Origin of the sequence: Pedobacter sp. D749, from assembly GCF_019317285.1 — a bacterium.
In the GTDB taxonomy this organism is placed as follows: domain Bacteria; phylum Bacteroidota; class Bacteroidia; order Sphingobacteriales; family Sphingobacteriaceae; genus Pedobacter.
The window spans coordinates 361,665-383,726 of sequence record NZ_CP079218.1 but is presented as its reverse complement, the minus strand read 5'-3'; the positions used below and the strand labels follow the sequence as shown (position 1 = coordinate 383,726).

The window sequence follows — 22,062 nt, the reverse complement described above, 5'->3', positions numbered from 1 at the left end:
TCTCTCCATTTCGCTGCGCTACAGTCGAGATGACGGCTATTTTATTGGATTTTGTCAATGTTAACCTGTAGAAGGACTTTTTTTAACTAGGGGTCTTCGACTACCCTCAGACTAACAATAATTTTATAAAGTTCTTCTTCGGATCTCCTACCTGATAAAATTTATTTGTTATTGAGTTTTTTGATCAGGTTAACTTCGTCCTGGCGGTATGGTGTACCATCGGGCTGAAAAATCTCGTGAAACCACTCAATCGGTTCAGATCCATCAGCAAGCGGGGTATCCCAGGCATATTTGGTATTGGTTTTACCCGCAGCAAAACCCCAGTTAATGGCACCCACGTTTTCGTCCTTAAGCATTGGCAAAATGTTAGAGAAACGGCTATTGTGTGATCGTGCCATGTATTCAGTGCAGATCAGCGGTCTGCCACTTGCTTTTAGCAGATCAATGGTTCTCTGGTGCCACTCTGGCGCCTCATAATTATGGTACGTTATAATATCCGAATTGGCGAGCTGTATGGCATTCAGTTTTTCGAAACCCCAACTCCACAAGCCGATTGAAATCGGTTGATCGGGATTAACCGAACGCGCCCAGCTGATGGTTTTGTTTAACAAAGGAATAGTTGCTTCCAATTTTCCGCTGTTTCCGGGTTCATTGTACAAATCCCAAAGTAAAATCCTTTTATCGTGTGCAAAATGGGTTAGCACATCTTTCACATACTTTTCCAGTTCGGGGAAGTTGGCTTCTTCTTTAAAAGCCGGATCACCAGGATCCTGCAACCAGCCCGAATTGTGGATACCCGTTTTTGGTTCAGGCTGTTTACCAATGGCCGAAGTTTTGTTCCAGCAATCATCGAAAAAAACAAACATGGGCTTGATGCCATGTTTTTGGGTAATGGTTAAAAACTGCTCCATGCGTTTTTTAAAACCTTCCGGATCCTGGCTCCAGGCTTTGCTATACAGGAAAACACGCAGCGTGTTAAAGCCAATACCTTCTGCCCAGCCAAGTTCTTTATCAATCAAATCGGGTGAAAAGGTATCTGCCTGCCACATTTCTAACTGGTTAATGGCATTAGAAGGAATGTAGTTTGCCCCGGTTAACCATTTATGTTCTTTGTACCAGGCATTGGCTTTTTCTACGGACCAAACTTTTGCAAGTTCGGTGCTTTTTTTTATTTTTTGCGCAAAACCGGTGCCAATGCTTAGGCTCAGTATAATAAGTAGCGCATAGTTTTTTAAATTCATATCGGTATTTATCTGATTATTTTTTATTTCGGTTTGATGGTGATGTTAAGCTCAATCCCGCTTTTACCGGAGTTCCAAAATTTGGTGTACCATCGGCATTCCAGGTGAACTTTTGAGCCCGGGGTGAGCGGAAACCTCCGCAGCCCTGGCCGGGTTTATCATTTGCATGGTATAGAATCCAGTTCTCTTTACCATCAGGCGATTTAAAAAACGAATTGTGCCCAGGGGCATAAACGCCATCTTTTGGCGACTGTTGAAAAACAGGCTGATCGGCTTTCGTCCATGATTTTGGCTCAAGCAGGTTGCTTTTTGCCGAAGCCGAAAGCATGCCCAGGGCATAAAAATCTGTCCAGCAACCACTTGCTGAATAAATGATAAAAATTTTATTGCCATGTACCAGAAACTGTGGCCCCTCATTTACATCAACGTGGGCGCCACCGCCTAAGTCGCCATTTTTTTCCCAGTCGAATTTTGGGGTAGAAATTTTTACGCGGTTTCCATCCACCGTCCACGGATTTTTAAGTTTAGCCATAAAAATTTCCTGTTTACCGTTTTCATTTCCTTCCCAGCCCGACCAGATCATATACAGCTGACCTTTAAAATCGATTACATCTCCATCAATGGCCCATTTATCAGTAGGATCGGCAACCTTGCCTTTAAATACCCACTCCCCTTTCATTGGATCGGCCGAAGCATTTTCTAAAACATACATGCGATGGTTTTCATTTTTGCCATTATCAGCAGCAAAATAAGCATACCATTTCCCCCTTAAAAACATCACCTCAGGTGCCCATATTTCTTTACTGTACATCGTTCCGGCAGGTGCTTTCCAAATGGTTTTCCGCTCGGCATTTTTAAGGCCATCAAGGGTTTTGGTTTTCCAAAGGTCTACACGGTTACCAGTGGTATGGGTATAATAGTAATAACCATCTTTATAATAACTATAAGGATCGGCACCGGATGGCAATAAGGGATTGGTAAATGTTTGTGCATTTAACCCTCCCATCACCAATAAGCAAAGTGCGAAAAATAATTTTAGTTTCAATCTATTCATTTTTAAAGCTTTACACCTGCTATTTTTCTCATGCTGCTGCATTTTATCAATCTTTAAAAAAAGTGATTTCTTTTCTGAAACCAGCCTTTTTTTTGTTTCAATATTTCTACAAAAGCAATCAATTTGCGCCCTGCATTAAAAAGCGGAAACTTTTAGGGTCGACATGCATTTGTTCAGTACCGTTTTTATCTTTTACAAAAGCAGCCTTTATAATAGCTGTAGCTCTTGGCGATACTTTTTGATTGTTATGATGGATGTGAAATACATACTGCAAATCCCCGTTTTTATCGGTAAAAAAATCGCCGTGACCAGTTCCATTAAATTTTAACAACTTCCTGCTAATGATCGGGTTTCCCGCATATTTCGTCCACGGCCCTGTTGGTGAGCCCGAAGTAGCATAACCCACCGCATAATCGGGATTTCTGAAATCGTTTGCAGAATAAAAAAGGTAATAAAGCTGATCTTTTTTGAGTACCGTTGGGCCTTCGGTTATCGGCCAATCGGTTTTTGCGGTATTTTCCCAGAATTCGGTTCCAGATAAACATTCCTTTGCAGTGTTCGGGATGACATCCGAAAAATCAGCCTTCAGTTCGGATACATAAATCCGGTTGCCTTTATCAAGTTTTACATGATATAGGTAATTCTTCCCATCTGCATCGGTAAATACAAAGGGATCGATCTGTTTTCCTGTGCCAGAAATGGCTTTTAATGTTTCCTGTTTAAATGGACCTAAAGGACTTTTGCTCTGAGCAATGGCAATCTGCTCATCAGCGGTGTAGGCCATATAATAAGTATTCCCCCTTTTAAATACCTGCGGGGCCCAAAAACCCTTGCTACCGAAGACATCATCCTTTTTTAAAGCAAATCCATTATTTTCTGACTTTTTGCTCCAGTTTTTAAGGTCTTTTGAAACATAAACCAAAAAACCCTGATCGCTACTCGTACCATATAAATAATAACGGCCATTATCTACAAAAATGGTCGGATCGGCAAGATAAAGGGTATCATTTAGCGGTTTTGCAAGTAGTTCTTTGCTAATGGAACAGAATGAAAAGCATAAAAAAAAGGCATAAATATATTTCATTGGCTTTACTAAGAGTAAGATATTGATTAATAATAATATTTACATTGATCGTCATTCCCAACCCAATTGGGAATCTTAATGTATAATGAGTGGTTATCTGCGCATTAAGATTCCCGCCTGCGCGGGAATGACGAAAATTTAAAAAAATTAAAAACCTATTTTACTTACTGGTGTAAAAATCAGATCGTCAACACCGGCAATTTTAACACCTATCCTGGCAAAAACATAATTTTGAGTAGGTGTAATGTTTGGGATCGTAACACTCATGCTCAGGTTGTTGAGGTCGGCGATGGCTGCACCACTGATCTGCTGGGTAGCGATATTATTACTACCATCTACAAACTGTGTTTTATTAATATAGAGCGATACATTTTCGATATCCTTGCCATCGGCATTGGTGATGATTTTTTCAAGTTTACAAAAAGCATTTATTTTACCTGCTGCAGCGGTAAGTGTGGCTCCGCGGATCATATAGTAAGGCATTACCTCAATATCTATGGTTTTACTGCCATTAATGTTTACCGCAATGCTATCCTGTCTTCCGGTAGCATTCTTTTTCCATAAAAAAGGCCCCTGGTTTGGAGAAAAAACCAATTTATAATCTCCGTTGAATAATTTGGCAGAGTAGGTTCCATCCTGGCTCACATTAACATTCAGCGCGGAATAATTCCCAAAACCTGACTGCCAGAGTTCGAAATTAACCTGACCATATTGAACACTGATGGGTTCTCCTTTATAAACGATCCGCCCGGTAAAATCGGCTTCAGGTGCTTCGTAGTTATCTTTTTTACATGAAGCAAAAAGAACGGCAATAAGTGCCCCTATCATGAAATAAAATCTAATTTTCATATCTATATCTGCTTATTGGTTAGGGTTTCTTACAATTTTAGGGTTTCCGTTAAGTACATCCTGCCCGATTGAAGAGTAGTAATTTCCGATACGGAAACGGTGTGCAGCGGTTACACGGCTTGGTTTAATCACTTTAAAAATATATTTCAAATGGTTTGCGTTGCCAGGGTTATAATATTTGTATGGCCACAAGCCAAATACCTGCGTACTGGTGCGTGTTGCGCTACCAATATTGTTTGCATTGATAAAATCGGCTGCAGACATGTTATTGCCGTTCCAAACTTTATCAGCCAGTCTCCAGCGTTTCATATCCCAAAGTTCATGTCCTTCGAAGGCTAATTCTACTTTACGCTCGTGTACAATACGGTCGAAAGTGATCTCTGCCGGGGTTAAAGCAACAGTTAATCCTGCACGATCTCTTACTTGTTTAATATAGTTAGCTGCTGTAGTGGGATCGCCCAGTTCAAAAGCTGCTTCGGCTGCATTTAACAATACCTCGGCATAACGGTAACGGATCCACCAAACATCACTGCGGGTACCGATCTGTCCTGAACCTGTTGCTGGATCTAAATATTTGCGAACATAAAAGCCTGACTGTGCGCTGAATTCGAGTCCATCTACAGGACCATCAGCACCAACCACTTGTACAGAACCTGCATTTCCCGGAAGAACATTCGTTTTGTTCTGTCCGAAGTTATCGCCTGTTACGATAGAACCATCGGCCAATTGGTAGCCAGCCCAGATATCAACGGTTTTGCCTTTAAACTGCGTTCCCGGAAGAATTACCGTTCCTGCCAAGCGTGCATCACGACCCGCAAAAATATCGGTGATACCACTGTAATAAACCGGGTTACCACTTCCATCAACCGAGGCCATGGATGCATAAGTATTATCCAGTTTTTCGAAAGACTGAACAAGGTTTAACGATGGATTTAAACGTCCACCCTGCGCTTCCTCTGCAGAAGAACGTGGCTGGTTATCGATCGTAAAACCATGAACCTTATTGGTTTTCAATTTAAAATCTTTCGCAAAAATCACTTCCGGATTACTGCCTTTATCAGTAAAAAGCGCGGCGAAATTTTCAGATAAATTAGGGTTCTTTTTGTAAAGCGAATATTTGCCGCCATCGATAATCTCTTTTGCGGCAGCTAAGGATTTGGTAAAATAAGCATTGGCCAGACCCGATGATATACCCACTTCTCCACCTGGCAAGCTCAACTGCGAGTTGCTGTATTTGGCGATTGAACCCGCATATAATGCTGCTCTTGATTCCATGGCTAATGCCGCAGCTTTTGTAGCCCTGCTCTGTACAGTCGGATTATCAGGCAGTATGGTTTTTACGGCTTCCAGTTCTGAAATCACGAAATCATAAATTTCGGTTTCTTTTGCCCTTGGAAACTGTAGGTAACTTGGGTCGCCGCTATAATTATAATCTAAAACGGTTGTGATCAACGGCACACCGCCCATTGCTTTTACCATTTCGAAATATACCCCCGCCCTGATAAAACGCGCTTCGGCAAGGAAACGGTCGCGGTCTTCTGCTTTTAAAGCGGTAGATTCCTGCCCGCGTTTAATAAACATATTCAGGTCACGGATATAACCGTAAACACCCATGTCCCAGTATCTCCAGGCATCATAACCATACTCTAAATTCTGGTGACGGAAATAATCACCGCTGGCGGAGGCAAAACCTTCGTCAAAAACGGCAAAAGTCCACCATGCCTCGATCGTCTGGTAATCTGGATAGCGGTCGTAAAGATCGCCAACAACGGTAAGCACCAGGTTTGGATCTTTCCATACCGCATCAATCGGCAGGGTACTGGTAGGTTGTTTATCTAAAAATTCTGAATCTTTTTTACACGACTGCGCAAAACTCAAAAAGGCGATGGCAGCAAATGCATATATAATTTTTTTCATCTGATTAGTCTTTTTCATGTTACAGCGTTAATTTAATACCGATATTAAAAAACTTGTTCTGTGGGTACTGTAATCCGTTATCATCTGCAATTTCAGGGTCTACACCATAATCTTTCAGGTTATCGATAGAAAAGAGGTTATATCCGTTAACATAAACCCTGGCATTCTGGATCTTGATTTTTTCGGCCCATTTTTTGGGTATGGTATAACCGACCTCAAGCGTACGGGCACGCAGATACCTTACATTGTGCAGCCAAAAAGTAGAGTTTTTGTTGTAATTGCTGTGTCCGCCATCATTAAATCGTAATGCAGGATATTTCCCAGGAATCCATGCGCTGTTCAGGTCGTATGGATTGGTACGGTGCCAGCTGTCGTCAGCAAAACTCTGCAATAAAGCACCTGTATTCTGGAATGCCCATCGCTGTTCCCAGTTCTGGTTCCATGAGTACAAGGCTCCGCCTGAAAAATCTGCTGAAAAATCAAAGTTTTTGTAAGAACCGCCTATGGTGAAACCGAAGCCGATGTTCGGCTGACCTTGTGTGGTATATCCAATCGGTCTTTGATCCAGGTCATTAATCACACCGTCGCCGTTCTGATCTTTATAAATTAAATCGCCCGGCAATAAAGAGCGGTTTCCCTGTCCATCAATGTTTACTTTATAATTATTGATCTCATCAATATTCTGGAATTGCCCAGTTACCTCGTATCCCCAGAAAATATCGGTATAACGCTGGTTATAGCTATTTCTGTAATTGTCCCACGAGTTGCCGTAACGCGGTTTATACTGATCTAAAAATTTTCTTCGGCTAATGGAAATATTTCCACCAACATTGTAGTTAAATTCTCCGATCTTATCCCTGTAATTTAACGCGAATTCTGCTCCGAACTGCGCATCACTTTCCAGGTTTTCTGCTGCCAGCGGGTATCCCAATTCAATAGGCACCACAACATCATTTTTAACCTGCTTTAAACCGGTACGTTTTCTATAGAAATAATCTGCCGTTCCGCTTAGCTTACTGTTAAACAATGAAAAATCTAAACCGATATCTGTCATTTTGCTTTTCAGCCAGCTTAGGTTATTGATAATCGGACCTTTATCCCTTGAAGTGGTAATATTCTTACCATCTAAGATCACACTTCCCTGGTTGTATCTATAGCCCGGAATGTAAGCGAAAGGGTCAATACCGAGATCGTCATCTCCCAGCACACCATAAGATGCACGAAGTTTCAAATCGTTCAAGACAGTACTTTCGCCTAAAAGCGATTTCATAAATTTCTCCTGGGTAATTCTCCAACCAATGGATGCTGAAGGGAAATAACCTACACGCCTGTCGGGTGCAAATTTCCATGAGGCATCTCTACGGCCAGAAAGTTCCAGGTAATATTTATTGTCATAATTATAGTTTACCCTGGCTACGTAACCAATACGGGCTTCTTCTTCCTGAATATCAGCGAAATCCTGTCCGTCCATATCAGCGAACTGCAAAACAGGCAGAATATTGGTCTGTGGTACGGCATGCTGGAAAGTATAGGTTCTAAAACGGTCTAAACGCTCCGCTACCAAAACGCCACCAACAGTGTGTTTACCAAAAGTACGGTTGTAGTTGGCCTGTAACTGATAGGTATTGGTGTATATCTTTTCGTTTCTGCGCTCCCTGTATGGGTTAGAACTTCCAACTTTTTCTTCGTAAACACCAGTTTCAGGATGATAAGTATAGACATTATAAGTATACTCATGGCCGTTTATGACGTTATCGGCAATGTAATAAGAGTATAAACCTTTTATCTCTAAACCTTTTATAGGCGTATCGTAACTTGCTGATAAATTGGTCTGTAAAACCCTCCAGTCTGATTTCCAGTAACCGGTTAAGGCTTTGCTCTGTACGGCAAACTGTTCCGTATTGTGCCCGATATCATTCGGGTAATTCGGATTACCATTGGCATAAGCCTGTTCAGTCGGCCTGTTTCTCAAAAGCGCAAAACGTGCAGCAAAATAATCGTCACCACCCGGTACGCCTGGCTGATCGCGGCTTTCTATACGGCCGTTAATGAGCATACCAACTTTAAAACGGTCGGTTATTTTAGCTTCTATATTACTCTGGATGTTGGTCCGGTTAAAATCGAACTCACGTTCCGTTCCATACACCCCTTTCTGATCAAGGTGTGTACCTGAGAAGTAATAATTCACTTTGTCGCTGCCACCAGAAGCACTCAAATTAATCGAAGATTGCGGCGCGTTTGGCGCAATGATGATATCTCTCCAGTTCTGGCTCTGATAGCCATATTCTGTTCCGGCTTTCCATTTTTCAAGTTCTGATGGTGTAATATCTGTTTTGCCGTTCTGGTTTAATTCTGCGGTAGCTTTTCCCAACATCCACTGGTAAGCATCGGTAGTTTCAGGGAAACGTACCCAGTTCTGCCATCCGGTATAAGCATCAACACTAAAAGTATTGCGCGTACTGTTTTTACCTCTTTTAGTGGTCACTAAAATTACCCCGTTAGCGGCCCTGCTACCATAAATAGCGGCTGAAGCATCTTTTAGCACACTGATGGTTTCGATATCGTTGGGCGAGATATTATTAAACTGTCCTGCATCCTGCTGGATACCATCAATTACATATAACGGATTACCCATGTTACGGATCTGGATGTTTGCACTCGATCCCGGTCTACCGTCAGGCATCCTGAACGAAACCCCAGGTAGTTTACCAGCAAGGCCAGTACTCACGGTTGAACCGCCATGTACTTTTTCGAGGTCTTTACTGCTAATGGAAGAGATTGCCCCGGTAATGGCTTCTTTTTTCTGTGTGTTATACCCCACTACCACCACTTCTGAGAGATCGTTATTGGAGGGTTTAAGTTTAACATTAACCTGCGAACGGCCTGCCAATGCAACTTCCTGGTTGACATAACCTACATAAATAAAAATCAGGGTTGCATTTTTATCTGCCACCTGGATTTTAAATTTTCCGTCAGCATCAGTTGTTGCCCCTGTGCTGGTACCTTTAATTTTAATGCTGGCACCCACAACTGTTTCACCCTTCTCGTCAGTAACAGTACCGGTCACGGTGCTTTGTTCCTGTGCACTAAGCTGAAATGAAAGCAAGAGTACGGTAATTGAGGTAAAAATAACAGTAAGGATTTTGCGTTTCAAAAACATCTTTTGAAGCAAGTACCAATCCATGCGTACAAAGCCGCCATAGTAGAGTAAACTTCTTTTCATATTTGGTTAGGAATTTGGTTAAATACTAGAAGTAAATGGTTTTAGTTCGATTTAATTCTTTCCAAAGATTCAGTTTTTAGCATTAGCGCGGGATACGGATTTGTATCAATATTTCTCCATTTTGTCTCGATTTGTATTTAAGGAGTCTGTTTAGCCACGGAGGCTCGGAGACACGGAAAATGCCGCTCAATGCGTCATCCTGAGTTCAGCTCAGGATCTTTAAAGCAACAGTTTTTTGGAAATGATGGGGCTGGCACGTTTCGGTTAGGGAAGCCCTGCTATCAATCAAGTCCTCTACCGATAACACTCCTATCATTTTGATACAATTCATAATATTATTCTACTGCTCTATGCCGCAGGGGCATGGTACTTTGGAGCGCCAAAGTACCCAAAGCGCTTTGTCAATCCAACAAGGTGGCTTCACACTGCCCCATGCTCATCAAAAAAACAGCGGCACTTTGTTTTGTGTTCAATTCCTTTATAGCTTTGAATTATCGTTTATGAACACAAAACCACTGCGTTTCAGGTTTGGTAGTGTCCTTTGTTCTGTATTGCACCTGTTTTTTTGATCCTTCTGCCACTTGGGATTGACGGCGTCCTTTGCTAAAACCTGTGCTTTATTAAAATCAGTTAGCAAAATGCCTAAACTATTCTCAAAAAAGATATGTCCACACGGTAGGATGAAAAATTGAGATCCGGGCTTTCCGTTCTATCAGGTTTATTTAACACAGGCCTGTAGTCCTAATTTAGATCAGACCTCGCAGGTTTAATTCAGCGTTGTATTTATTTTTAATGGCCTCATTGAGGACTGCGCCGTTTAAAAACCTGCGAGGTCTATAAAGCCGTGGGTTTGCGTTAGGGATTGTAAGGGTCCAGTACCGATCCTTCATCGGTACCGGAGCGAAGCGCAGCCCTGCAAAGCCCGACCTTTGTGCAGCTTAGGGAACGCCCAGATTAATTGGCAATTGACAGTTGTCGATATGCTGCTGAAGTGGTTTTTGTTTTTTTGGAAATGATGCGGCTGGCACATTTCGGTTAGGGAAGCCCTGCTATCTCTTCAAGTCCTCTCCCGATGAAAAATCGGGCTCCGGGCTTTCCGTTCTATCAGGTTTATTTAACACAAGCCTGTAGTCCTAATTTAGATCAGACCTCGCAGGTTTAATTCGGCGTTGTATTTATTTTTAATGGCCTCATTGAGGACTGCGCCGTTTAAAAACCTGCGAGGTCTATAAAGCCGTGGGTTTGCGTTAGGGATTGTAAGGGTCCAGTACCGATCCTTCATCGGTACCGGAGCGAAGCGCAGCCCTGAAAAGCCCGACCTTTGTGCAGCTTAGGGAACGCCCAGATTAATTGGCAATTGACAGTTGTCGATATGCTGCTGAAGTGGTTTTTGTTTTTTTGGAAATGATGCGGCTGGCACATTTCGGTTAGGGAAGCCCTGCTATCTCTTCAAGTCCTCTCCCGATGAAAAATCGGGCTCCGGGCTTTCCGTTCTATCAGGTTTATTTAACACAAGCCTGTAGTCCTAATTTAGATCAGACCTCGCAGGTTTAATTCGGCGTTGTATTTATTTTTAATGGCCTCATTGAGGACTGCGCCGTTTAAAAACCTGCGAGGTTTATAAAGCTGTGGGTTTTGCGTTAGGGATTGTAAGGGTTCAGTACCGATTCTTCATCGGTACCGGAGCAAAGCGCAGCCCTGCAAAAGCCCGACCTTTGCGCAGCTTAGGGAACGCCCAAATCAGTTTACAATTTGCAGTTGGCAGTTCGCAATTTCATTTCTATAAAAACTGAGTTTCTATCTTTAAGGCTTTCCCAAATTAAAATAGAATCTGTCTCAATTCCTCTACAAATCCTCTCAAACTCAAATTAACCTGAAAGCAAAACATTTCTTTAATATATTTGAAGCTACTGACCAATATCTCTTGAAAAAACTCATCATCCTTTTATACCTATTATTTTCGGCCACCCTGCTTTGGGCGCAACCTTATTATTTCAGGCATTACCAGGTAGAGAACGGGCTTTCTAATAATACGGCCTTTTGTAGTGTGCAGGATGGGAACGGCTTTATGTGGTTTGGCACTAAAGATGGTTTGAACCGGTTTGACGGTTATTCTTTTAAAACCTACCGAAACGATACCGAAAAAGCTGGTAGTTTGGGTAACGATCTGATTTCTGCACTTCACCACGATCACGAACAAACACTTTGGGTTGGCACAAACAATGGTGTGTATCAATACAATCCAACAAAAGAAAGTTTCGCTATCATAAAAGAAACTAAAGGGATGCGGATTACAGACCTGGCGAGCGATTTGCGTGGACATTTATGGATTCTATCTTCATTCAAGATATATTTATATCAAAAGCGTACCAGGAAACTACAGGCTTTTGGCCTTAATGCACCGTTCGATGCCTCACTGGTAACGATTTTAAAAGATGGAAGTGTATGGATCAGTACCGGAAAGGGAACGTTAGAAAAATACAACCCTAAAACGAATAATTTTCAGCAGTTTAATATTAATGGAAAAAATGCCAAAACCGAATATGGCTGGGTATCCAGAATTGCGGAGACTGAAGATGGAAATTTATTGGTTGGCACGACCAATCAAGGTGTTAAACTTTTCAACCCTGTTACTTTAGCATCAAAAAATATACTCAGATTAAACGACGACCAAACGCCAATATTTGTCCGGGATATCAAAAAAACAGGCCCGCATGAATTTTGGATTGCTACAGAATCGGGCATTTACATTTATAATGATGAAAGTGGGGCAATTATCCACCTCAAAAAACAATATAATAACGATTATTCTTTAAGTGATAATGCTGTTTATAGCATTTGTGTCGACCGTGAGGGCGGGGTTTGGACCGGCACCTACTTTGGAGGAGTAAATTACTATTCGAGCCATACTTCACTGTTTACCAAATACTTTCCGCAAAAAGGTACAAATTCAATCAGCGGAAGCGATGTAAGGGAAATTACAAAAGATCGGAATGGGAATTTATGGATTGGTACGGAGGATGCGGGACTGAACAAACTCGACGTAAAAACAGGCGTATTTAAACACTTTTTACCCGACGGAAAACCGGGAAGTATTGCCTATTCCAATATCCATGGGTTATTGGTTGACGGCGACAAACTCTGGATTGGCACTTTTGAACATGGCCTGGATGTTTTAGACCTGAAAACAGAAAAGGTAATTAAACATTACCAGGCAGGTGTTGGAAATGCCTTACGTACCAATTTTATTGTTACTTTTTGTAAAACGCGGTCAGGTGAAATTTTAGTTGGAACCATCAACGGGATTTATCTTTATAATCGCAAAAGAGATGATTTCGACCCTATTACCGGCCTCCCTTTTATTTTTTACGATTCGGTTATGGAAGACAGTAAGGGTAATATCTGGGCGGGCAGCTTTAATGATGGTGTATTTAAGTTTAACTTATCCAGACCAGGCCATGTGAACTACCGAAATATCCCAGCGGATGCGAAAAGTTTAAGCCATAACAGCGTAAACAGTATTTTTGAAGATAGCAAACAGCATATTTGGGTAACTACGGATGGTGGTGGACTTTGCAGGTTTGATCAGAAAACACATCAATTTAAACGTTACGGAATAAAAAATGGTTTCCCCAGCAATTACCTGTTCCGTATCGAAGAAGATGCGGCAAATAAATTCTGGATTAGCAGTACACGCGGCCTTATTCACTTCGATCCCGTTACGGGGGTAAGCAAAACCTATTCTAAAGCCAACGGATTACTTACTGATCAGTTCAACTACAGCTCTGCCTACCAGGATGAGGATGGCCGAACCTATTTTGGGAGCGTAAAAGGGCTGATAAGCTTTAATCCGGCCAACTTAAAGGCAACAAACTATGAGCCCCCGGTATTTTTAACCGGGTTTCAGGTCAACAGTTTGGAAATAGGTTTAAATGGGAAAGATTCTGTTGCTAATAAATCGATTGTTTATGCCGATACCATCGAACTTAACCATAACCAATCATCTTTTAGTATCGATTTTGCTGCCTTAAGTTATTTATCGCCTGAAATGACAGAGTATGCTTATAAAATGACAGGGCTTTATAAAAACTGGGAATATTTAAAGACTAACCGGAAGGTTTATTTTACCAAACTTGCCCCCGGCAATTACATTTTTGAAGTGAAAGCTTTGGTTGAAGGAAGCAACACCTGGAGCACCAAAAATGTTAAACTTCTGATCAAAATACGTCCTCCTTTTTATCTCAGTCCATTTGCCTATTTTATTTATGTGGTAGCGGCCGGGGCAATTATTTTCTTTTTGGTGCGAAGGTACCACCGAAAAATTGCACTCAAAAACAGCAGGCGGATGGAAGTATTTGAGCATGAAAAACAAAAGGAAGTTTATCAGGCGAAGATCGAATTTTTCACCAACGTTGCCCATGAAATCAGGACGCCGCTCACTTTGATTATCGGACCGATGGAGAAACTGATTAAACAGGCCGATGCCGTGCCTGCAATAGAAAAGAATTTACGGATTATGGGCCGCAATACGGATCGACTGCTCAAACTTACCAATCAATTGCTCGATTTCAGGAAAACCGAAACCAGCGAATTTTCGCTGAACTTTGTAAAGGCTGATATCAGCGAGATATTAAAGGATATTTTTATCCAGTTTCAGCCCGCAGCCGAGCAACGGAATATCAGTTATACCATCAACTTGCCCGAAAAAGCATTCCAAGCCTATATCGATGTAGAAGCTTTTTACAAAATCATCAGCAACCTGGTTGATAATGCCATTAAATATGGAAAAACGACAGCTGAAATCAGTTTAAAGAAATCAGCAGAACAGGATAAATTTAAAGTTTGCTTTAAAAGCGACGGCAATAAAATACCTGCAGAAATCAAGGAGAAGATTTTTGAGCCTTTTTTCAGGGCTAAAGAAACGCAGATCGCCACTGGAACTGGCATAGGTCTTTCCATTTCCAAATCGCTCGCACAGTTGCATAGCGGCGAGTTGTACCTGGATATTAATGACCACCATTTTAATATATTTGTATTAGAACTGCCCATCCATCAACTTATTGAATTTAACCTGAACGGGAAATGGAAGAAATTGTAGGTACGCTCACGATGAAAGATCAACAGGAAATAGAGAAAAACGTGGTATTATTGGTCGATGATAATGAGGATATCCTTGATTTCATTTCGGATGACCTGGATGAAAAATATCATGTTTTACAGGCCAGAAACGGGATAGAAGCCCTGGCAATATTACAGCGTGAAATTGTTCAACTCATTATCAGCGATGTGATGATGCCCGAAATGGATGGCTTTGAATTTTGTGCAAAAGTAAAATCGACCCTTGAGTTCAGCCATATTCCGGTGATACTGCTTACCGCAAAAAATTCATTACAATCTAAAATTGAAGGTTTAGAGCTTGGCGCTGACGCCTATGTAGAAAAGCCCTTTTCGCCCGAGTTTTTGCAGGTGCAGATTTCCAGCCTGCTTAAAAACAGAAAAAAGATCAAAGAATATTTCTCCAATTCTCCCCTCCTCCACTTGAAAAGCATTGCCCATTCTAAGGCAGATGAGTTGTTTTTGGAAAAATTACAGGATATCATTAACAAAAACATCAGCGATCAGGATCTGGATGTAGAACACCTGGCAGAAAAGATGAATATGAGCAGGCCAACCTTATACCGGAAAATCAAATCCATTTCTAACCTGAGTCCGAATGAACTGATTAATTTAGCGAGGTTAAAAAAAGCTGCTGAACTTTTAAATGAAGGGCTACTGAAAATTTACGAAATTTCAGAAATGGTGGGTTATAGCTCGCAATCCCATTTCGGCCGGAATTTTGCCAAACAGTTTGGAATGTCGCCCACTGATTATTTGAACGGCAGTATCGCAGGAAAGAAAAAAGGGTGATTTTAAAGGGTATAAAGCGCGAAGAATCTTAATTGAGAAGGCTTTTTCAGCCGACGAAGCAATCTTAATGCACACGCTAGCAGCGATCGTTGTAAGATTGCTTCGTACCTTATAATGACGTTTATGTAAAAACTGATATTCAGTGTTATTTTTTTTGACCATATAAGACATTTAAGTACCATATAAGCTTACGTGTTCTTATATGGTGTGGAAGCCTAAAGGATTATTTAATGAATTAGATGTTCTTAGGTGTCTAAAGTGGTTAATTAAACAGCATAGTCTTTAATTTTTACGACCACCTTAGACATCTTAGCTCAATGAGTTTTACAGGATGCAAAATCTTAAATCTAATAAATTAGAAAGCGCATATAGGACCTCATTCCTATTTTTTTCAGGCCACTGAACTGATGGTTACTCCCAATGACGATCTTTCTTTTCATACATCAATTCCTTCCATTTTCCATCTCAAAATCAAATAATTAGCCAGCCATTGTTATTATCTTTTATTATATGTAAATTGTATTAACCAAAATATATAAGTTATGAAAATGCTTAAGAAAATCGAGAACTGGGGCGATCATCACCACCCAAAATGGTTAGATTATTTTAGAATCTTATTAGGCCTTATTTTAATCTGGAAGGGCATTGATTTTTACATCAATATGCCAGCATTTAGCAACCTCATGCGCGGTGCATTTTTAGGTACAGCAATAAGCATCAGCTTACTGGCACATTTCATTATCGTATTACACCTAATTGGTGGTTTAGCCATTACCCTGGGTACCTATACGCGTACGTTTTGTCTCATTAATTTACCGATACTGATCGGGGCCGTATTCTTTATCAATATTTCGGGAGGCATTTTTAAACCCTACTCAGAATTTTGGTTTTCGGTTTCAGTATTGGTTGGATTAATCTGTTTTGCCATCGAAGGAAATGGAATTTTATCGGTCGAACACGAGAAAATCTTGCCAAAACAGGCTGCATAATTCAAAATACAAACACAAAACTCCAACATAAACGGCTTAAAAAAGCTGTACATTGATGCTTTTTGCTTTTTTTATACCCACTAACTAAATGATTAGCAAGGCTTAAAATATTAATTAAATTATTTAAGTAGAAATTATTTGCAGATTTGCTTCAAGTTTGTACTTTTGCGGCGGAGAGTTGGCAGAGTGGTCGATTGCGGCAGTCTTGAAAACTGTTGACTTGTTAAAGGGTCCGCGGGTTCGAATCCCCCACTCTCCGCAATGCAATAAGCAAATTAAGCCTTTAGCATAACGTTAGAGGCTTTTTTATTGCTCTATATTTCGACAGGGGGGTACTTTTGGAGTGGTTTATCGTTGAAAATAATCTTATCTTTGATTATTCCTTTTGTTGCTATGAGGATAAAATTATAAATGGTATGGACTGGATTGCTTACACCATTTTTTTAGCAACCTAAAGCCTCACCATTCTGTTTATGCATTCCTTTAGGTTTCCCGTACCGCAGCATACAAAATAATCACTTGTTTTACATTCCTATTCCATACATTAGATAGAACTAAATTGAAACTCATTATGAAAAGAACACTTTTAACACTAATCGTACTATTGCCGTTGTTAGCCTTTGGGCAAGTAAAGTATCTGATATTTGGGGTTGTGGATGGTAATGTTCCAGTTAAAAGTGTGATTGATGGTAATCATGATGTCAACCTAGATGATGAAACTTTAGTGATTGTAAGCTCGTTCATTAAGTATAAATATGGAGATGTTTTTGAAGTATATTATAAAAACAGAAAACTATACATAAACCCCGACTTTCTAAAAATAAACAAGGAGGATCAAAAAGCATTTGACACGTGGGATGCTAGTGAATTAGATAGCATAAAATCTAAAGCAAGTTATGCTGCGGATGTAATCTATAGAAATGATTTAAAGAAAGCATTTGCATTTTTAGACAATACAAAAACAAAAGGACTGGCAGTTCTGAACTGGAGTTACTACGATGAAAGTGAATACACAAGCGGAACGAGTGCAAAAATAGAAGTGTATAATCCAGCAAAGAAAACAATAAAATATATTTGGTTTTCTTTTGTCGGCTATAATGCTGTTGGTGATGTAGTTTCATCAAAAGGACAGACAATTAGGACTATGAAAGCAGTCGGCCCAATAAAAGAAAAAGAAACAGGCTCATATGAGTTTTCTTATGTTTGGTTCTCAGATTTGGTGCAAACCGCAAAACTAAAGGCGATTAAAATTCAATACATGGACGGGACTTTTAAGTTGGTGCCTATTCCATCTTCTATTATTCTACCTAAGAACTTGTACAATATATTAAATGATGAGGTTGACGAAGATTAATGCATCCTATTTGCAATTCTAATCTAATTGCCTTAAAGTTAATGCTCGCTATCTAGCGCAAGTCTTAGCGCCCACGGCCTGAGCAAAAGCCTGATTTGGGCTTTCGGTAAATCAATGCATCTCTAAAAAAATCTCATCTAGATAAATATGGTGAATGCGCAAGTCATCCACCCAGCTGCATTCTCATTAAGACTTGCGCTAGTAAGGAGGGACATATGTTAGATAATATTTTATTTAATGTATTTTTTATCATCAAAAAATATTAGATTAGCAATACATATAATGTATTATTTTACGCTCATTCCCATCTATTTTCAAAATCATCATTTTACTAAACTAAATTAACAGCTATGAAAAATTTATTAAAGTACTTTCTACTTTTAAACATTGCATTATTCTCTGTGGCTTGCCGCTCGGATAAGGATGGTCTTTTAGATGAACCACCAATTACGGCAACAACTGATTTCTACAAAAATGCAAACCAACTGGCTGCGACCTATGATCTTTCAAACACTGTAAGCCAGACGATGAGGGATCAGGTTTACGATTTATACAAGAAACAAAAGTGGAGCGAACTGGAAACGCTATTTATAAACAACAATTTAAACGGAAAATGGCCACCTGCAAACGGAGGTTTCAATACAGTAGATGATACACCAATCACGATGGGACAAAAATACGATAGATACAGTGGTGCGATTGGAACCTACAGCGGAACAGGAGCTCCGACCCTTGGAGGAAGTTTTACAAGTCCAATCATCAATGGATCTGTGTATACCTTCGGGCAAAGAGCCTTGAATCAACCGGAAAATACTTATGATTTTTATTATGAAATCGAAGTTTTAAATAATTCATTAAATTTCAAAGGCCAAACAGCAGATATTATTCCCTGGTTTAATCAGGTGGGCAATGGTAAGCAGACCATGTGGAAAATCCCGATCGATCCAGCGACTGGCTACCAAAAAACCTGGAATAAATTGGCCCAGGAAGGGTATATTAAAGTAACAATTAAGAAAAACCCGAGTGGAAAATACCCGGAAGCTGTGGGCGTAGTTATTGCACAATAAAATCATTTAGATGTATTCCATTTCAAAAAAAATATTCATTGAAAAACAGGTTTCTGTTGCCAAAAACACGTTCAGTAATGCAGAGATCGGTAACTCAGCACCAGTAAAATTCAAATGTTGTAACTGTGGCCATGAAAATACCGTTAAAATAACACCTTATGAATCAGGTTTTCCGATTTTTCAATTGTACAATAATGAAAAGGTTTTAGCTAAAAATGAATTATTAAAAAATAAAATTGTCTCCGAAACCTCCATAAATTTACTTCACTTTGGAGAATTGACAGTAAATGATTTACCAACATTGTACTTTGGAACAGATTGTCCGTCTTGTCATTCAAAATATATTTGTGTTTTTAGCTATGGTGAAAAACAACCTGGACTAACTTTGCTTACCATTTCCGGCGTATGGAAATATAACGAAATTTAAGCTTGGATATCCCCAAAATTGCCATTTATTTTTCAGCAAAGTGGCCGATTTTTCTGCGTAAATTGATCAAGCAACTTATTTTAAGCGATTTTAAGGCTTAAATTACAAGACAAATTACTTCTTGTAAATTCCCTTAATAATAGCCAAAATTCCTTCCAGATGTTGCAGAGGCATCCCATCATCCCCGCTGAAGAAACAAAGCCTGAAATCGCATGACTTCAGGCTTTTTTTATTTAAACATCCTGTCCTAATTCAATTACTGAGCATATTCTTTTAAACGGATCAATTGCTCCTGTCATTAACCTCAAATCTGCCCGTTTTTAGGTGCAGTACAATTTTGAATACGATAATTTCTTCATCATGCGCATCTGTTTTGCCTGTGCCATGCGATGGCTGCTCTGATGGTGTATTGGTTAAGGGCATCATCCGGTGGATAATGCCCTGCAAAACATTTTGTTTTTCTGAAGTATCGTTGATTTCTTCAAATTTGCCCCAGCACACCACACTTTTCCAGTTGAAAGTGTCGCGGATCTGGTCAATCTGGAAGCAAACCTGTGGGTTGCTTCTCATCATCCTGATTTTTTGTCCGGGAGCAGAATGGGCATAAACTGTACCGCTGCGGTAAACATAATTAATAGGCACAATGTAACTCACCCCATGGGCGTGGCAGCCTAAACGACCTATATATTGCTCTTTAAGGAGTTTTTCGACTTCCTCTTCTTCTAATTTCCCTAACATTTTTTAAAAAATTAATGTTGAATATTTATTACTAAGCTGTTCCCGAAATATCTAAAACAACCCTTCCCTCAATCTCTCCCATTTTCATCTGTTCAAATACTTCATTAATATCTTCCAGTTTTGCAGACTTAATCTGCGCTTTCACCTTGCCATCTACGGCAAATTCGATAGCCTCCTGCATGTCTTTTCTTGTACCTACAATAGAACCCCTGATGGTAATCCTGTTTAATACGGTATCAAATATGGGAAGGTCGAAACTGCCTGGAGGCAATCCATTCAGCGATAAAGTGCCTTTTCTGCGCAGGGCGGAAAGCCCCTGACTGAAAGCGATAGGCGATACAGCAGTGACCAATACACCATGCATTCCCCCGGTTTGTTTTTTAAGGAATTCCCCAGGATCCTGTTCAAGTGCGTTAACCACAATGTCGGCACCCAGTTTTCTGGCCATTTCCAATTTATCGTTTGAAACATCAATTGCAGCAACCTGAAAACCCATGGCTTTTGCATATTGAACACCCAGATGGCCTAATCCGCCAATACCAGATATGGCAACCCATTCGCCTGCTTTTACCTCGGTTTCTTTTAAACCTTTGTAAACGGTAACCCCGGCACAGATAATCGGTGCCATTTCTGCAAAATTTACATGCGAAGGAAAATGAGCAACATACCTGGAATCGGCAATTACATATTCTGCGAAACCGCCATCAACACTATAACCGCCGTTTTGCTGCTCATAGCATAATGTTTCCCAACCTGTTAAACAAAATTCGCAACAGCCACAGGCACTGTACAACCATGGAACGCCAACTACATCGCCTTCTTTAACACTTTTAACATCATGCCCCATGGCAGCTACCAAACCGATGGCTTCGTGACCAGGCACCAATGGCATTTTTGATTTTACCGGCCAATCCCCATTACAGGCGTGCAAGTCGGTATGGCATACACCACACGAAATTACTTTCACCAGAATCTCGTATTGATTGAGCGTTCTGACCTTAAGTTCTTCTATGGCCAGAGGTTCCCCATATTGATGGACAACAGCGGCTTTCATTGTTTTAGGATACATGTTTTTTGTTTAGAAATAGATTGTACAATTGAGTTTTATGCAATGATCGCCTGGCTTTACATCGGAATGCGATGTTCAGGCGGTAAAACCAAAAGTGGGATCTGAATATGATCAGACATGTTTAGTGTATAGCTGCCATTAAACAAGCGATAAAAAAATCCGTGTTTCCGGTGTACCATCGCCAGCATATCGATCTGACCATTTTCTACTATCCAGTCTAGGCCATCCTTAACCCGCTTACTGTTTACATGCCTATGGTAGATATTTCTATAGTTTACCCTATCGGCAACCCGGTTCAAAAAACCTTCCATTGTTTCTTTGTAAGCTGCGGGATCTGATGTTGAATTACCTGTATGCATAATGAGTATATCGGCATTAAAAGGTTTTGCAAATTCGGCAAGCGCACATAAAACAGGGATGTCACTATGGCTAAAATCGGTGGCGAAAGCAATTTTTTTAGGCTTCTTGAACTGGTAGCCCGTGGGGATCAATAAAAGCGGTATTTCACGCTCAATCATTTTTCTGGCATTACTGCCGATTAAAATTTTGGAGAACTTGCTTGCACTATTTAATCCCATTACCACAAGGTTCATTTTACATTCGGTAAAATATTTACAAACCTCATCATCCACTTCTCCCCTGACAGATCTTGCGTACACCTCTGGTTTAAGGCTATAATCTTGATAGGCAGCTTCATATTTCTTTTCGACTTTATGAAGCAATTTCTCCAATGCTTTTTTAGCATCATCCTCCATCTGGCTGTACTCTTCATAAGGCCATACCATCGATGCTGCAACGGGAGAAACCACAGGAACCTGAAAAACATTGAATAGTTCTATCCTCGCCCCAATGTTATAGGCCAGATCAGTTGCATAATTAGCTGCGTTCTCTGCTGCTGGAGAGAAATCAACAGGTACCAGGATCTTTTTCATATTGCGCTCTGTTTATTAAGCATAAAGTTTGTAAAAAAACCATGTTAAAAATATGAGCAGCATCAGCTATTTAAATGATCTTCAGCTAAATGCAGCGAGGAACAGTAATTCCCAGAACTCGTTTTTTAATAAAAAAAGGATTTATAATGAAAGATATAGTTGAATCGTCATTTCCTTTGCCTGATCAAAAGGGTTCCAGGTGTTTTAGATT

Annotated in this window: 15 protein-coding genes and 1 tRNA gene; 7 read left to right on the top strand and 9 right to left on the bottom strand. The window is 40.3% G+C overall.

All coding sequences use genetic code 11. The features are described 5' to 3' along the window. Nucleotides 1–161 precede the first annotated feature (161 nt). From KYH19_RS01485 to KYH19_RS01460, 6 genes are all read right to left on the bottom strand, one after another. Nucleotides 162–1,241: a cellulase family glycosylhydrolase gene (locus KYH19_RS01485; RefSeq protein ID WP_219077309.1), complete on the bottom strand. Its 1,080-nt coding sequence runs from the start codon at nt 1,239–1,241 to the stop codon at nt 162–164. Nucleotides 1,242–1,257: 16 nt separating this feature from the next. Next, nucleotides 1,258–2,295 (bottom strand): family 43 glycosylhydrolase, encoded by a 1,038-nt coding sequence (locus KYH19_RS01480; protein ID WP_219077308.1) that lies wholly within the window; start codon nt 2,293–2,295, stop codon nt 1,258–1,260. A gap of 118 nt (nt 2,296–2,413) precedes the next feature. Next, the gene (locus tag KYH19_RS01475) at nt 2,414–3,379 is read right to left on the bottom strand and encodes a glycoside hydrolase family 43 protein (RefSeq protein WP_219077307.1); all 966 of its coding nucleotides are present in this window, start codon (nt 3,377–3,379) and stop codon (nt 2,414–2,416) included. A gap of 147 nt (nt 3,380–3,526) precedes the next feature. Continuing rightward, nucleotides 3,527–4,228: a DUF3823 domain-containing protein gene (locus KYH19_RS01470; protein WP_219077306.1), complete on the bottom strand. Its 702-nt coding sequence runs from the start codon at nt 4,226–4,228 to the stop codon at nt 3,527–3,529. A 12-nt stretch (nt 4,229–4,240) separates the two neighbouring features. Further along, a complete protein-coding gene (locus tag KYH19_RS01465) occupies nt 4,241–6,145 on the bottom strand; it encodes a RagB/SusD family nutrient uptake outer membrane protein (protein WP_121283419.1) in 1,905 nt (634 codons plus the stop codon). Between the two features lie 19 nt (nt 6,146–6,164). After that, nucleotides 6,165–9,368, bottom strand: a complete 3,204-nt coding sequence (locus tag KYH19_RS01460) for a TonB-dependent receptor (RefSeq protein ID WP_255562527.1) — start codon at nt 9,366–9,368, stop codon at nt 6,165–6,167. Nucleotides 9,369–11,292: 1,924 nt separating this feature from the next. Here KYH19_RS01460 and KYH19_RS01455 point away from each other — a divergent pair. The 7 genes from KYH19_RS01455 to KYH19_RS01425 all read left to right on the top strand — a co-directional run bounded on the left by KYH19_RS01455 (nt 11,293) and on the right by KYH19_RS01425 (nt 19,112). Further along, nucleotides 11,293–14,466, top strand: a complete 3,174-nt coding sequence (locus KYH19_RS01455) for a two-component regulator propeller domain-containing protein (RefSeq protein WP_219077305.1) — start codon at nt 11,293–11,295, stop codon at nt 14,464–14,466. Next, entirely contained in the window at nt 14,451–15,275 is an 825-nt protein-coding gene (locus KYH19_RS01450) for a response regulator (protein ID WP_219077304.1), read from the top strand. The genes KYH19_RS01455 and KYH19_RS01450 overlap by 16 nt, the downstream gene beginning before the upstream one ends. A gap of 548 nt (nt 15,276–15,823) precedes the next feature. Next, nucleotides 15,824–16,264 carry a DoxX family protein gene (locus KYH19_RS01445; protein WP_255562526.1) on the top strand — a complete coding sequence of 147 codons (441 nt, stop codon included), beginning with the start codon at nt 15,824–15,826 and terminating at the stop codon, nt 16,262–16,264. A 172-nt stretch (nt 16,265–16,436) separates the two neighbouring features. Next, nucleotides 16,437–16,523: transfer RNA gene (locus KYH19_RS01440), tRNA-Ser, on the top strand. A 312-nt stretch (nt 16,524–16,835) separates the two neighbouring features. After that, the gene (locus tag KYH19_RS01435; RefSeq protein WP_121282239.1) at nt 16,836–17,618 is read left to right on the top strand and encodes a hypothetical protein; all 783 of its coding nucleotides are present in this window, start codon (nt 16,836–16,838) and stop codon (nt 17,616–17,618) included. Nucleotides 17,619–17,968: 350 nt separating this feature from the next. Then, entirely contained in the window at nt 17,969–18,685 is a 717-nt protein-coding gene (locus KYH19_RS01430) for a TNT domain-containing protein (RefSeq protein WP_219077302.1), read from the top strand. A gap of 10 nt (nt 18,686–18,695) precedes the next feature. Continuing rightward, the gene (locus KYH19_RS01425; RefSeq protein ID WP_219077301.1) at nt 18,696–19,112 is read left to right on the top strand and encodes a hypothetical protein; all 417 of its coding nucleotides are present in this window, start codon (nt 18,696–18,698) and stop codon (nt 19,110–19,112) included. 282 nt (nt 19,113–19,394) lie between these two features. Here KYH19_RS01425 and KYH19_RS01420 read toward each other — a convergent pair whose 3' ends face one another. From KYH19_RS01420 to KYH19_RS01410, 3 genes are read right to left on the bottom strand one after another with little or no spacing between them, the layout of a single operon-like run. Continuing rightward, entirely contained in the window at nt 19,395–19,850 is a 456-nt protein-coding gene (locus tag KYH19_RS01420; RefSeq protein ID WP_219077300.1) for a pyridoxamine 5'-phosphate oxidase family protein, read from the bottom strand. Between the two features lie 31 nt (nt 19,851–19,881). Next, on the bottom strand, nt 19,882–20,919 hold the full coding sequence (gene adhP / locus KYH19_RS01415; RefSeq protein WP_219077299.1) for an alcohol dehydrogenase AdhP: 1,038 nt from the start codon (nt 20,917–20,919) through the stop codon (nt 19,882–19,884). Between the two features lie 56 nt (nt 20,920–20,975). Next, entirely contained in the window at nt 20,976–21,851 is an 876-nt protein-coding gene (locus tag KYH19_RS01410; protein WP_219077298.1) for a universal stress protein, read from the bottom strand. Nucleotides 21,852–22,062 lie beyond the last annotated feature (211 nt).

Coding starts and splice junctions, on each gene's coding strand:
- KYH19_RS01485 (WP_219077309.1), bottom strand. CDS start 1,241: ATGAATTTAAAAAACTATGCGCTACTTATTATACTGAGCCTAAGCATT.
- KYH19_RS01480 (WP_219077308.1), bottom strand. CDS start 2,295: ATGAATAGATTGAAACTAAAATTATTTTTCGCACTTTGCTTATTGGTG.
- KYH19_RS01475 (WP_219077307.1), bottom strand. CDS start 3,379: ATGAAATATATTTATGCCTTTTTTTTATGCTTTTCATTCTGTTCCATT.
- KYH19_RS01470 (WP_219077306.1), bottom strand. CDS start 4,228: ATGAAAATTAGATTTTATTTCATGATAGGGGCACTTATTGCCGTTCTT.
- KYH19_RS01465 (WP_121283419.1), bottom strand. CDS start 6,145: ATGAAAAAAATTATATATGCATTTGCTGCCATCGCCTTTTTGAGTTTT.
- KYH19_RS01460 (WP_255562527.1), bottom strand. CDS start 9,368: ATGAAAAGAAGTTTACTCTACTATGGCGGCTTTGTACGCATGGATTGG.
- KYH19_RS01450 (WP_219077304.1), top strand. CDS start 14,451: ATGGAAGAAATTGTAGGTACGCTCACGATGAAAGATCAACAGGAAATA.
- KYH19_RS01445 (WP_255562526.1), top strand. CDS start 15,824: ATGCTTAAGAAAATCGAGAACTGGGGCGATCATCACCACCCAAAATGG.
- KYH19_RS01435 (WP_121282239.1), top strand. CDS start 16,836: ATGAAAAGAACACTTTTAACACTAATCGTACTATTGCCGTTGTTAGCC.
- KYH19_RS01430 (WP_219077302.1), top strand. CDS start 17,969: ATGAAAAATTTATTAAAGTACTTTCTACTTTTAAACATTGCATTATTC.
- KYH19_RS01425 (WP_219077301.1), top strand. CDS start 18,696: ATGTATTCCATTTCAAAAAAAATATTCATTGAAAAACAGGTTTCTGTT.
- KYH19_RS01420 (WP_219077300.1), bottom strand. CDS start 19,850: ATGTTAGGGAAATTAGAAGAAGAGGAAGTCGAAAAACTCCTTAAAGAG.
- adhP (WP_219077299.1), bottom strand. CDS start 20,919: ATGTATCCTAAAACAATGAAAGCCGCTGTTGTCCATCAATATGGGGAA.
- KYH19_RS01410 (WP_219077298.1), bottom strand. CDS start 21,851: ATGAAAAAGATCCTGGTACCTGTTGATTTCTCTCCAGCAGCAGAGAAC.